5 protein-coding genes are annotated in these 14,903 nt (G+C 53.4%); all 5 read right to left on the bottom strand.

Features of this window, described 5'->3' with window-relative positions:
• Positions 1 to 281: 281 nt before the first annotated feature.
• Positions 282 to 1,658 carry an MFS transporter gene (locus AACY98_RS08085; RefSeq protein ID WP_339803801.1) on the bottom strand — a complete coding sequence of 459 codons (1,377 nt, stop codon included), beginning with the start codon at positions 1,656 to 1,658 and terminating at the stop codon, positions 282 to 284.
• A 17-nt stretch (positions 1,659 to 1,675) separates the two neighbouring features.
• Entirely contained in the window at positions 1,676 to 2,092 is a 417-nt protein-coding gene (locus AACY98_RS08080; RefSeq protein WP_339803798.1) for an ExbD/TolR family protein, read from the bottom strand.
• Between the two features lie 37 nt (positions 2,093 to 2,129).
• Positions 2,130 to 2,858, bottom strand: a complete 729-nt coding sequence (locus AACY98_RS08075) for a MotA/TolQ/ExbB proton channel family protein (protein WP_126977590.1) — start codon at positions 2,856 to 2,858, stop codon at positions 2,130 to 2,132.
• Positions 2,859 to 2,875: 17 nt separating this feature from the next.
• Positions 2,876 to 3,658: an energy transducer TonB gene (locus AACY98_RS08070; protein ID WP_339803795.1), complete on the bottom strand. Its 783-nt coding sequence runs from the start codon at positions 3,656 to 3,658 to the stop codon at positions 2,876 to 2,878.
• A 238-nt stretch (positions 3,659 to 3,896) separates the two neighbouring features.
• Positions 3,897 to 14,453 carry an autotransporter outer membrane beta-barrel domain-containing protein gene (locus AACY98_RS08065; RefSeq protein WP_339803793.1) on the bottom strand — a complete coding sequence of 3,519 codons (10,557 nt, stop codon included), beginning with the start codon at positions 14,451 to 14,453 and terminating at the stop codon, positions 3,897 to 3,899.
• Between the last annotated feature and the right edge of the window lie 450 nt (positions 14,454 to 14,903).

Here is a 14,903-nt window from a genome sequence, read left to right as displayed (position 1 = left end):
CATGTCTTTACACTGCCTGGTAGATTGATGTCGCCATGCAACCGGATAACAGCACAAATGCATTCAAGTCATCATAAAACAATTATGATAACAATTCTCATTCTCATATTATCTGCTATTTTTCAAGCACACATGCCTTCGTGGTGATGAACCATACGCCAGCGGAGGTTTTAAAACAGGCAGGTATTTTTTGCTGTATTCATGTGATGAAACCAGCCTCAAAAGTTCAGGCTGGACAATAGACCAAGTAGACCATCATGAGCTCTGACCGCTCATGACAATCAGGTCATCACAGAAACCGCGCTAGCATCCTTATAGTTCCGCTGCTGGTGAAAAATCGTGAAGGTAAACATGGCAAGCCCTGTAATCACCGCAGGAATACCTGTCAGCAGAAACACTACCGGATTGGAAAGATGCATGGACATCATCAGCCCGCCGGCCATCGACCCCAGTACCGATCCCAGCCGCCCTACACTGTTGGCCCAGCTCACGCCGGTGGCACGGCAGTCCGTCGGGTAGTAAGAAGCCGCCAGCGCATTAATGCCCACCTGGGAACCGCTCAAGCAGATGCCGGCGAAGAAAACCACCAACGCCAACAGCCACGGTACCGCAGGCAAATTGCCCAGTAAAGCAATGAATCCGCCAGCCAGGGTAAAACTCACACATAAAACCTTGGACTGCGAGATTCTGTCCATCAGCAACCCCAGGATAATCGCCCCCGTCGTGCCGCCCGCAGTGAACATCATGGAAACCAGAGAGGCTGTTTTCTGTGACAGGCCCATGATTTTGAGCAGGGTCGGCAGCCAGTTAGCCAGCAAAAACATCGCCAGCAGGCTCATGAAAAACCCCAGCCACAACAGCAAGGTGCCATTCAGCAATGCCGGACGGAACAAAGCGCGGGCAGGCATGTCCTTGCTGTTTTCAAAAACAACAAAATGCACCTTGGACAGGTCTTCCTGCGGAGCAATGCGCTGCATGATGCGTTTGACCAGTTCCGGTTTTTGCTGCTTCATGGCCAGATACCGGGCCGACTCCGGCAACAGCCAGATCGTCACCGGCAGCAGAATTAATGGCAGGCCACCGCCAAGCCACAGCACAGCGCGCCAGTCGAACATGTCAATCAGGTATGCCGATGCCAGCCCGCCCAGCGACGACCCCAATGTAAAGCCGCAAAACATCACCATCACCATGAACGAGCGGCGCCGGTTCGGACAATACTCCGAGGTCAGCGCCAATGCGGCCGGCATGGCACCACCCAAGCCAAGCCCGGTCAGAAAACGCAAAACGGTCAATTCGGTCAGACTGCCTGACAGCGCGGACAATACCGTGGTGACGCCAAAAAAAGCCATGCTACATACCAGCACTTTTTTACGCCCGAAACGGTCTGCCAGCGGCCCAAAAACAAATGCGCCCACCATCAGCCCGGCAAGCCCGGCACTCAGGAGCGGCGCCAGTTGTTCTGAGGCAATACCCCATTCATCTTTCAGTGCCGATGCAATGTAACTGATGATAAAGGTATCAAACCCATCCACTGCCATGATGCCAAAACAGATCAGCATGATCAGGATCTGCACAGGCGAAATCCGCTGCTTGTCGATCAGGGATGCCACATCCATTGTCGGAGTATTGGCGGTATTGCTTTCATGCGCATTTTGCATTGGAATCTCCCTCCGGATTATGGAGCCGGATTGGTGACGAACCCGATTTTGGTCAGCGAAGCCTGTTGGGCTACTCCCATCACATGCACGACAAACTCGTAGCGTGCGTCCTTATCTGCACTGATATGCAGTTCGGGCTGCGGATCAAGCTGTGCCGCCACAGCAAGGCGGGCCGCCAGTTCCTCCACAGTCACTTTCTCCTCATCCAACTGGTAACTACCATCTGCATGCACGGCCACCTGGATGGTATCGGGCTTGATATCCTGCTGCTGGCTTGATTCCTGCGGCAGATTTAACTGAAAAGCGTGGTGCATCACGGGCGCTGTGATGATAAAAACAATCAGCAAAACCAGCATAACATCCACCAGCGGCGTCATGTTGATTTCATTCATGACGGCATCATCATCCTGCTCATCGAGTGTGCCAAAAGCCATATCAGGTTCCTTTATTCGTTACGCTCATGCTCACATTTCAGCCTTTTTTCTGAGCCCTTTTAAGCTGAATCACCTTGTCCATTTCCTCAGCGGACGCCATGCGTGTGCCGGTAATCAGATACGCATGCAGGTCATTGGCAAAACGATGCAACTGCCTGCTGACAGTTTTATTGGCGCGCACCAGTGCGTTGTACCCCAATACCGCAGGAATCGCCACCGCCAGACCAAACGCTGTCATGATCAATGCTTCACCAATTGGCGCTGCAACCTTATCAATGGTGGCTGGCCCGCCGCTGCTCAGACTGATCAGCGCATGGTAAATGCCCCAGACGGTTCCAAACAGGCCGACAAATGGTGCCGTAGAGCCGATAGACGCCAGAATTGCCAGCCCGGAACTCATGCGTGCGGACAGCGTATCCAGAGCATTGCGCAAAATACGCGTCACCCAGTCTGAGATGTCCAGGCTGTCATGCAGCTGCTGCTTGCTGTTCTGGTGATGGCGCACCGCTTCGCGTCCTTCGACTGCCAGCATGCGCCAGGGAGAGCAGTTGTTTTTCCCCAGACTCGGCAAGGCGGAATCAAAATCACTGCCGTGCCAGAACGCTTCCGCAGCCTTGGCCTGCTTTTTAAGCTGCCATAAGTTCATCAGCTTGATGACGATCACCACCCAGGTTGCAATGGACATCAGCAATAAGAAGACGGCAACACTGCGTGTCACCCAATCACCCTGCTGCCATAAGCCAGCCAAACCAAAAGATTCATTCATGAGCGTAATTCCTGTTTTTATGGATTGCGAAGTGAAAAATTGACCGGGACGTCATACCACATATCAATAGGCGTATTGCCCCGCTTGGCCGGTACAAACCGCCAGTTCTGTACGGTTTGCCGGGCCGACTGATCCAGCCTGGCAAATCCGCTGGAAACCTTGATCTCCACACGGTTGGCTTTGCCCTGCGCACTGACCAGCACGCGAAGAATCACGGTGCCCTCTTCCATCATGCGCCGTGATGCCTGTGGATAAGGCGGTTTTGGATTATTGAGATACGATGCGCTGGACGATGGCTCTGTCACTGCGTTTTCAGCACCCGATGGGTCGCCGCGTGCGGCACCTCCGGCTGACGAACCGGTTTCCGAAGAGTTATTGCTGGCAGCAGTTTGTGTACTGGCAGCAGCAGACTCAGCAACGGCCGATGTTGTCTCACTGACAGCCGGAGCAGGTTCCTGTACTGGCTGCGGAGGTGGTGTTACAGGCTGCTCCACCGGCCTGGGCGTTGGACTGGGTGTCGGTTTTGGAGGCGGCGGCGTTGGCTGCACAGGCCTTTGGCGCTGCGGCTCCACAGGTTGCGGCACAGGTGGTGGAGGTGCGGGCGGGGCTGCTGGTTCCGGACTGGATGCCGCAGGTGTCTGGGCTGCTGCTGGCGGGGCAACCAGTGATCCCAGCAAAGCAACGGATATGATTTTGGGTGGTTCTATGTTAGACCTTGCCGCAGCCAGCATCCAAAGAAATCCGGCATGGCATAAGGCGACAAAAATCACAATGGCAGCGTTGCGTGCAGTTAAAGACATTCAATTAAAGCGTAACCCTATTTGCTGCTTATGGAATCTGATGCACCCATTGCACAGGAACAGCGAATAATAAAACAGAATACGCAATTATAAATGAGAATCATTATCAGTCAATGTTTTCAACTATAACAATAAACTGCATGTGTGAATGCAAACACACTTTGTTCTAGGTTATGGATAAAAAAAGCGGCCTTTTCAGGTCGCCTTTTTTGATGAGATATCCGAATCCGAACACCACTTACCACGAATACTTGACCCCCGCCAAGCCTTCAAGGCGCATATAGCCTTCGTGCCCCTGCTGGGCACCAATATGGCCCCATACATTCCAGCGGTCATTGATCCGTACCTCGACACCGGTTTTCAGTTCAAACCGGCTCCTGGGCATGCTGGTATCAAAGCCCTGCCCGTTCATGGCAACGCCTGCGCCAACATCGTTATAGATCCAGTTGGCTTCAACAAACGGCTGCCACTGTTGGTCATGCCCGCTTTGCTGCGAACCGAATACACGAACCCCCAGGCGGCTGATCAGGCCACTGTTGTTACGGCTTTGCACCAGGGTACCGTTGTTTTCATATACATCAGTACCTTTATAGTGTGCATAAGTCAACTGTGCCTGCGGCTGTACAAAAATGCGGGTCGTATCGTCTTCATGCACCTTGAAGGTCCAGCCTCCTTCAACCGAGCCTGCCATGGTGCGGCTGTGATAGCTTTCCTGCGCCAGCTCATCGCCGTGCACTTTGTTGTCATACCAGCCATACTGTGCCCAGGTATCCAGGTAAGGCCCTTCGCTGCCGGTTTCTCCATCGGCAAACCAGGTGCCATATATGCCTACGCTATAGCCGTTGACATCGCTGCGTGCCATCGGTGTCTGGCCATCGGTCTGGTTTCTGCTCTTGGCTGAACCATAGCCGGCCATCACACCCACACGCCAGTTGCCCTGCTCGGAAGTGCCGCGCGCCAGATCACCCCCCATCTGAAGCGCACTGCCCCAGCGGTTCTGGTCAATCTGCCCTGCCGCCCGGCTATCCATGTAGTAACCGCTCGTACGGGCCCAGAAGCTGGGGACGGACTTGTCGGTTACATTACCGGCAATGAACTGGCTGTCGCCAAAACGGTCATGCATACCGTGCATGAACATGTCTAGCGCTGCATCCTGGTTGGCCATATAGGCACCCACCTCGGGACGGATAGGAATGACAGGCGTTGGCGTTGGTGTCGGCACATAAGGATCCGGTGTGCGCAGATACCAGTTGCCGTCATTCGGATTGTTTACACTGCCTTGATGCAGGTAATAATCATAGGCACCGGCAACCACACGCCCGCTCAACGCAAAGGTACCATTGGAGGCGCCACCAACTTCAACGATTTGAATGCCATTGCTTGTCTGAGCCCCGACACCGCCCACGTTATAGACAGTTACCGAAGTATGGCCGCTGGTGTTGCCCTGCACCACCAGTTTGTCGGTTGGGGAGGAGTCATCTCCCAGCGCACTGTTGATCACCAGGTCGCTGGCTGCGCTGTAATTACCGGTCACGGTCAACCTGTTACCGACTGTACGCCCGGCCAGAACGACCGCACCATGGTTGATCAGGTCGCCATGCACCATCAGTTCGCCAGCCCCGCCGGTCAGGGCATTGATGGCGTCCCCTGCAGCCAGATTGCCCTGGTTGGTTACGGTACCGTAAATGTTGCCGTATCCACCCAGTGTCGAGCCGCTGGCGATATTGACCGCACCGCCACCTGACAACGCTGCGCTGCTGTTTTCCAGCGCCAGCGTCCCGGCCTGGACCGTTGTGCCGCCTGTATGACCATAATCGGAGCCAATGCGCACCATGCCGCTGCCCTGTTTGACCACTTCCCCGCTACCGCTCATGGCATTGCTGAAAGTCCAGTCGCCATTGCCTGCAAGAATCAACTGCCCATCATTACCGATGGTGCTGCTCCCCAGGTTTTCAGCAGAACTGCCGGTCAGGCTGCTGCCGGCTGTGATGTTGACATTGCCGTTATAGCCGCTGTTGTCACCAGCCAGGCTGACATGACTGCTATTGTTCAACTGCATCACACCGGCACCACTGGTACTGCTGGCAAAAGTACCGCTGGCGTTGTCGAACGCGAGTGTACCGTCCAGCGCCATGGCACCACTGCCCAGACCTGCTGCATGGTGCAACACAGCCGTTGCTCCGCTGTCAATGGTGGTTGAGGCTGTCAGGCCTGTATTGGCGTTCTGAACTGTCAGGGTCCCGCCGGATAAGGTCAGTTGGCCGCTACCTGCCAGGGTTCCGGCGCTGGTACCTCCATTGGTAATGGTCAGGTCCCCACCGTTGAGGTTCAGCACAGAACCTGCACTGCCGTTCAAAGCACCAACGCTTTGTGTTGCGCCATTCACGTTCAGGGCAGCACCATTGGCAAGATTGACCGCACTGGTATTGCCCAGTGTATGGTTATCGCCCAGAATCAAGGTGCCACTGCTGACTGTGGTCTGGCCTGTATAGTCATTGGCAGAATTGAGCAGTGTGATGCTGTCGCTGTTGGCTCGGTATTCAAAATTACCTGTACCGGTAAGTTTGGCACCCATCGATTCATTGGCTGCGCCTGTAGAATCCAGCACAACATTGCTGTTGCTCTGAAGCTCCTTGAGCACATAACCAGCATACAGGCCTGTTTCTCCAGGTGTGTTGGACTGTGTTGTCACCGCCATGTAACCATAGGTGGCGCTCACATCGTTATTTCCAAAACCGTCATGAATGGTGAGGGTGGTATCTGTAGGAGCGACGCCATCAAGCAACAAGGTCAATTGCTTGCCTACCGAACTCACTGTATTGGAGGCCACGATTTTGATGCCCGTATTGGTACTGACCTCGTCTTGCTGCAGCAGATTGCCAGTTGGAGCAATTCCTCCAGGCAATGAGGCTACGTCCAGGTTCACAGTGCCGGGAATAGTTGCCCCTCCCGGAACATCCACTTCCAGATGATCGACGGTCAGCACATATGCCGTGTTGGCATTGACCATAGCAACATCCAACTGACCGCCATTGAATGTCAGATTGCCGATGCTGTTGTTGGCATTCAGAGAAGCAAGGCCATTGGCCCCGAGTTCGAGCGTTGCATTGCTCAGCGCGGTCAGGTTATCTCCTGCCAGCGCCATTGAGCCCTGATTCAGCTTGAATGTGCCGGAAAAAGCATTGCCCACAGTGGAGGCAAAATCAAATGTATTGGTATTTGCACCCAATGCTGCCACCAGATTACCGCTGCCGCTGAGCGCATTGGCAAAGCTGTAATTGCCACTTGCAGGCGCATCAATCAACAAGGTACCTGCCGAGCCCAGCACCACATTGCCCCCGCCAATGGCGCCGCCCCCGGTCAGACGCAACGTTCCGCCATTTACCGTGGTTGCTCCGGTATAGATATTGACAGCCGTCAATGTCGTGGTGCCGCTGCCATCATGCTGCAACTGCCCACTGCCGCTGATCACACCGCCAAAAGTGGATGCATCACTGCGGTTAAAAATCAGTGTGCCATTGTCTGTGATGTTGCCTGTAACGCTGCCTGTGGTGCCGCCATTGCCTAGCTGCAAAGTGCTGCCGGCTGCCACTGTGGTGCCACCCGCATAGGTATGGTTACCTGTCAGTATCAGTGTGCCAGCGCCGTTCTGGCTCATGCTGCCGGAGCCGCTGATCACACCTGCGTAGGTCAGCGCATCACTGCGGTTGAATACAACACTGCCGTTGTCTGTGATGTCGCCTGTAACGCTGCCTGTGGTGCCACCATTACCCAGTTGCAAGGTGCTGCCTGCTGCCACGGTGGTACCGCCTGTATAGGTGTTGTTGCCGGTCAGAACCAGCGTACCGCCACCGCCTTGGCTCATGCTGCCACTGCCGCTGATCACACCCGCGTAGGTCGTATTGTTGCTGCGGCTGAAGTTGACACTGCCGCTGTTGGCAATGTTGCCTGCGTAGCTGCCTGTGGTGCCACCATTGCCGATGGACATCGTGCTGCCTGAAGCTACACTGGTGTTGCCAGTGTAGGTATTGGCACCCGTGAGCGTCAGTGTGCCGCCGGTAAGGTTCAACTGGCCACTGGTGCCTGAGATGATGCCACTGAATGTGCCGCCATTGCTGATACTCAGGTTGCCTGCATTGACGTTCAGCCCACCTGCACCGCCAAGGCTGCCAACGGTCTGGCTCTGGCCATTGATGTTGGCTGCGGCACCGGCATTGATGCTCAGCAGGCTGGTCTGCCCCAGCGCGTTATTGCTGCCCAGCACCAGTGTGCCACCACTCACTGCCGTGCTGCCGGTGTAATCGTTGCCGGCATTGGCCAGTGTCACAGCCTGTCCACTTGCGGCAGAAGCATCCACGTCCAGATTGCCAACCCCGGTCAGCTTGGCCGACATGGTTGCTGCATTGCCTGATGCGCCGCTATCTGCAGCCAGATGCAATGTCTGGCCGGAAAGCAGATCCAGTTGTGTCAATCCGTAGTTGAAATAAATACCGTCATTGCCGGTGCCAGTAGTCAGCCGAAAATCATAGCTGGCATTGGCAACCGCGGTGCCACCTTCTGTAATGGCCAGTACCTGTGCAGAATTTATCGGATTACCATTGGCATCTGCCAACACGATATTGCTGATATTGCCACTGATCGCACCACTGGCTGCCACCAGTTGTGCCATGATATTGGCGTCATCCTGCGCCAGCAGATTCAAACCAGGAGATGACGGGTTAGGAATGCCGGTCGTCGGCAACGTTACCCGCACCTGGCCGCTTGTCAGCGTCAGGTCCGTTGTATTGACAATGCCTGTAGCTGCGGTACCGGGTGGCAACGCACCACCAAAAGCCAGGCTGCCGCCATTGAACTCCAGGTTGCCGATGTTCTGAGCCCCGGCGCCAACGGTTGTCACATTGCCGCTATTCAGCCTTAAAGTTGCATTTGTCAGCGCCGCTGTATTATCTCCTGCAAGCGCAAATACGCTGTTGTTCAGCGCTACGGTGCCGGTAAATGCATTTCCGGCTGAAGCCGCAAAATTAAAGGCATCGGTAGCACTGCCCATGCTGACATTCAACAACCCGTCACCGTTCAATGCGTTGGCAAATGTATAAGTACCGCTGACTGGCACAACATTCAATGTACCTGCCAAGGCAACGCTGCCGCTTCCCAGATTGTCTGCGGCCCCTACATTGGCGGTGCCGTCAATTTCCCATAAACCGCTGAACCCGGTATTTGTACCCGTGAGCGTTACAGTGTTCCCATTCTGAATGCTGGCGGTTGTATTGGAGTTGCCGGTAACCGCATTGGCAAAAGAGCCATTAAAGTCCAGATCCATCAGCGTATTCGCGCTCAGCGCCACTGTGCCGGTGCCTGCCGCATTTGCATTTGTCAGAACCAGCGTTCCCCCACTCACCGTTGTACCGCCGCTGTAGCTGTTGGCACTACTGAGTGTCAAAGTATTGCTGTTTTGTTTGACCAGATTGCCGGAACCACTGATTACACCTGCATAGGTCAGCGCATCACTGCGGTTGAACACAACGCTGCCATTGTCTGTGATGTTGCCTGTAACGCTGCCACTGGTTCCACCATTGCCCAGTTGCAAGGTACTGCCGGCTGCCACGGTGGTACCGCCTGTATAGGTGTTGTTGCCGGTCAGGATCAACGTACCGCCACCGCTTTGGCTCATGTTGCCACTGCCGCTGATCACACCCGCATAGGTCGTACTGTTGCTGCGGCTGAAGTTGACGCTGCCACTGTTGGCAATATTGCCTGCATAGCTGCCTGTGGTGCCACCATTACCGATGGTCATGGTACTGCTCGAAGCTACACTGGTGTTGCCGGTGTAGGTATTAGCCCCCGTGAGCGTCAGTGTACCGCCGGTGAGGTTCAACTGGCCGCTGGTGCCCGAGATAATACCGTTGAATGTGCCGCCATTACTGATGCTCAGATTGCCTGCATTGACGTTCAGCCCACCTGCACCGCCAAGGCTGCCAACGGTCTGGCTCTGGCCATTGATGTTGGCTGCTGCACCGGCATCGATGCTCAGCAGGCTGGTCTGCCCCAGCGCGTTATTGCTGCCCAGCACCAGTGTGCCACCACTGACTGTCGTGCTGCCGGTGTAGTTGTTGGTGACATTATTCAGCGTAATGCTGTTGGTCGCATTAACCAGCAGATTACCGCTGCCGGTGATTTGTGCGGTCAGGTCTGCGGCTCCTGTGGGTGTTGCAGCATCACCAGATAAAGTCAGTGTTTTGCCCGACAATATGTCGACCTGGCTCAAACGATAATTCACATACAGGCCATCTGAGTTGCCTGTATTCAGTGAATAGCCATATGTGCCCTGTGCCACGGTGTCAGAAGCCTGAACAATAGCAACCTGCCCACTGCTCAGTGCTGCACCTGCCAAATTGTTCAGCGAAAAGCTCCCTGCTGATCCTGTGACACTGCTGGCGCTGATCAGGCGGTTGTTAACCCCCTCATCCTGCACCAGTAACGACCCTGTGAGATCGACCACATCGGTCGGGTCAATGCGGATTTCACCGCTGCTCAATGTCAGCGCATTGGTCGCAATGGTGCCGCTGAGCAGATTAGCAAAACTCAAAATACCGCCATTGATATGCAGGTTGCCCACCGTCTGTGTGCCGCTGCCTACTGTCGTCGTATTGCCAGCATTGATTTTCAGCGTCGCATTTGTCAGTGCGCTTGTGTTATTACCGGCAAGGCTGAAAGTGCTGTTACCCAGTTCAACCGTTCCTGTAAAAGCAGAACCTGTGGATGCACCAAAATCAAATGAATCGGCAGCATCGGTTAAACCAGCCTGCAGCAAACCGCTGCCGGTGAGTACGTTGCCAAAAGTGTAGCTGCCGCTGGCTGGCGTTGCAATTTGCAATGTGGCCCCTGAGGCAATGTCTACCGCACCGGCACCTATTGTTCCGCTACCACTGACCACCAGCGTGCCGGCATCCACATCTGTTGTGCCGGCATAGGCATTGGCACCGGTCAATGTCAGCGTATTACTGCCTTGTTTGATCAGATTGCCGCTGCCACTGATTACGTCTGCGTATGTTTGATTGTCACTGCGGTTAAAAATCAGTGTGCCATTGTCTGTAATATTGCCTGTAACACTGCCCGTAGTACCGCCATTACCTAGCTGCAAAGTGCTGCCGGCTGCCACGGTGGTACCGCCCGTATAAGTATGGTCAGCTGTCAATATCAGCGTGCCAGTGCCGTTCTGGCTCATGCTGCCAGAGCCGCTGATCACACCTGCGTAGGTCAGCGCATCACTGCGGTTGAATACAACACTGCCGTTGTCTGTGATGTCGCCTGCCACCATGCCACTGGTGCCACCATTGCCCAGTTGCAAGGTGCTGCCCGCTGCCACTGTGGTGCCGCCTGTGTAAGTGTTGTTGCCGGTCAGGGTCAGCGTGCCACCGCCGCTTTGGCTCATGTTGCCATTGCCGATGATCACGCCTGCATAAGTCGTACTGTCGCTGCGGCTGAAATTGACGCTGCCATTGTTGACAATGTTGCCGGCGTAGCTGCCTGTGCTGCCACCATCGCCAATGGCCATGGTGCTGCCCGAAGCTACACTGGTGTTGCCGGTGTAGCTGTTGGCACCCGTGAGCGTCAATGTGCCGCCGGTAAGGTTCAACTGGCCGCTGGTGCCTGAGATGATACCGCTGAATGTGCCGCCATTGCTGATGCTCAGGTTGCCTGCGTTGATATCCAGATTACCTACGCCACTTAGTCCACCTACCGTCTGGGTTTTGCCGTTGACATCAACAGTGGTCGGGCCAAAAGCATTGCTGATATTGAGCAGACTGGTCTGTCCCAGTGCGTTGTCGCTGCCCAGTATGATGAGCCCTTCGGCAGCCTCTGTTGTGCCTGTGTAATCATTGGTGGCGTTGTTGAGAATAATCGTATCTACGGTACTGAGCCACAGACTACCGCTACCCGTAATCTGTGCCTTCATGTCTTCAATGCCGGCTGCTGCGGAATCAAGCGATAATCTTTGCCCTGGTTGCAGATCCAGCCTGGTCAGCACATGGTTGAGATACAGCCCGGCACTGTCAGAAGTCAAACTTGTTGTATATGTCCCTATGGCAACCACCGCTCCCGAATCCTGGACAATGTTGGAGGTTGCCGTACTGTACGCCACGCCTGACGTATCCTGCAGGCTCAGGTTAGCGGCCTGACCCGCTACCGAAGATGCAGCGATGAGTTGCTGGCTGGAGCCTTCATCCTGATGCAGCAATGGCTCTGCCAAAACACCGGAGATATCGTTATCGGCCTGAATGATACCTGAGTTCAGGCTCAAAACACCTGTGCTGATAACACCTGTGGGCATATTGCTGAAACGCAATGTGCCGCCATTGATATTCAGGTTGCCAATCGCCTGGGTTCCACTGCCCACTATGGTTGTATTACCGCTATCGAGTTTCAGCGTGGCGTTTGTCAGTGCCACCGTATTATTACCGGCAAGACTGAAACTGCTGTTACCCAGCTCAGCCGTTCCCGCAAAAGCGGGACCTGTGGATGCACCAAAATCAAATGTATTGCCTGTATTCGCCAGCCCGACCTGTAACAGACCCGCACCAGTCAATACATTGCCAAATGTGTAGTTGCCGCTGCTGGGGCTGGCAATGTTCACCGTCCCCGCTGAGGCAATATTGACAACACCGCTGCCCAGTGTGCCGGCATTGTTGACCAGCACGGTACCCGCGTTGACATAAGTTCCCCCGGTATATGACTGGGCTACAGACAACTCCAGAATCCCATCACCGGTTTTGGTGATATTGGTTGCCCCCGAAAAAGCCGCATTCAGTGTCAGCGTGTATGGATTGGAACTGCCATCCGTGCCGATATTGGCCGCAACAGATGTACCGCTGTAAGCTGCATTCAGATTCGATGAGGCATTCAGCGTACCATAGCCTGTGAGGTTAATGATGCCATTGGCTGCACTGCCCAACGCAATGGAAGCTGAATCCAGCGCCAAAGTGCCACCGCTGACAGTTAAACCACTGCCATTATTCAGCCGGATTGCTGCCGCTCTCAATGTACCATTGTTACTGCCTTTAAGCGTAGCACCAGAGCTGAGCGTAAACGTGCCTGCAGCCGCATTGCCATATGCAGCGCTGTTACCCACTGTAAAAGTGCCGCCATTGACCGTGGTATTGGTCGTTGATGAAGAGAGCGAGTTGTAATTGGTGGACGCACCATTGTCGCCATAGAACGCAACTTCACCATCTCCGGTTTTAGTCACGGTTAATGTCACACCGGAATCCGCCAGCAAAGGATCATAAAAGTTGATGGCATTACCGGCAGCAGCATCCAGGTTCAGGGCATGTGATGCTGTCTGATTATTGGTCCAGTAAATCGCATTGGGCGTACCTGTGCCAGCATTTGGCTGGTAAAACGTATAAGAACTGCCCGATTCCAGCGTTTTGCTGTAGGATGAAAAAGTTGCTCCCTGGCGATTGCCCTGAAAAGTAATATTACCCCTGTCTGCTGACAAGCTGATAGTTCCGCGCCGCACATAAATAGCCCCACCGGCTGTGCTTGCTACGTTATTGGTGAAGCTGCTACCACCACCTACAAAAACTGTGCCACTGGAATCGGTATAAATAGCGCCGCCATATCCATGGCCACTGCTAGAATAAACGTAATTGTCCGTAAAAGTGGAAGGCCCTTTCAGACTCAGGTTGTAGGTATAGCTACTGCCCGAACCGCCTTTGGCATTTAGCGAAACTGCACCACCCAATGCATCGCTAATTGTGGCACCGGACTTAGTGTTGACAATAAAATTATTGTTGAACACAACACTATCATTGAATGTGATGCCTCCACCCGTCCCGGCAAGATAGCCCATATGGATCGCGCCGCCTGCGGCATGCTGATCGTTGATACTCCAGGGGAAATCAAAATTTAAGGCCCCTTGTCCATAAACATAATTACCATCAAATGTGGTGATGCCGTTAAATATCAGCGTTGAATAACCACTCCACAGGTCAACGGCACCGCCAAAAGTTGCTGCGCGGTTATTCTTAAACAGCGTCTGGCCATTGAACGTCATTGTGCTATTGGCTGCCTCATACACCGATACAGCGCCACCATAGTTCCCGGTCCAGTTAGAATCAAACGTGACCTTGCCATTGAAATTCACTGAGCCTGCATAAACACCCACAACACCCGGCTGATCCGCATTGCCCTTGTTACCTTGAAATGTCACACCAGCCGTTCCACCATCAACATTCCAGGTCGAGTTGCCAGATCGCAGATTGATAATCGGACCATAATCACCTACACCGCCATTGCCTGTGGGCCTGATATTTTGAAAAGTCGTACCTTCCAGATTCAGGTTACCGGTCACACCGCTGACAGATATCCAGAACATAGCGCTGCGCGCAGTGCTCAAAGCCGTTTGGGTGATGATGGCATTTGTAATTGCCAGAGAAAAAGGCGTTGAAGTGCCAGTTGTATTGCCTATAAAAAGATTGCCAGCGCCAGAGATATCAATTGTCTGCCCATTGCCGTCAATGACAATGTTTGTTTTGGTCGCATTATTGACATAAAAGGGGTTGGTGCTGCTCCAGGTTACATCACCAGTCAAACGCAGGTTGTAGCTGCCACCATTTAAAATGCTGCCCAAATCTCCGCTGGGTACATCGATTTGTGCATATGCAGGTATTGCCACAACCAGTGCAAGCAACGGCAATGCATTTTTAATCTCTTTACATAAAGATTTCATCGGGTAATTAAAACCACGATTACGACGGCGACGGATAGAAGATGCCCGCTGATCGCTTTTCATATGACTGGTCCTCACAATGTGTGCGCTGAATGAAAATTTTGACTACCCGGCCCCAAAATATGGGCGGAAATGAAAAACTATTTTGATGATTCTCTACTTGGGCTCTTCGAAACAACACAAAGCAAGAAAAGACTAAACAATCAGTTGATTTATAGTGTGGGTATTGTTTAGGCGTCCAATTTTATCTGTCTGACTCTTTGTTTGTCTTGATATAAATCGTGAAATATTTCACAGTTTTTGGGGTATTCTGCCACTCCTGTTTCAAAATGACAAAACAATTAAGTAATTTATATACTTTTTAATATGGCACAAAACGAAACTGGAAAACAGGCCATCCGGGTAAATGAAAAGTGCACATTGATACTGAAATTAGGGGCAAATTGAGATATTTCAACCCGTCAGGTTTATGCAACAGCAGCCCCACATATGCGTCACAGATCGCATACTCAT

Origin of the sequence: Saezia sanguinis (assembly GCF_963921665.1) — a bacterium.
Lineage (GTDB): Bacteria > Pseudomonadota > Gammaproteobacteria > Burkholderiales > Burkholderiaceae_C > Saezia > Saezia sanguinis.
The sequence above is the reverse complement of the archived record's forward strand: the minus strand, read 5'-3'. Positions and strand labels throughout refer to the sequence as shown.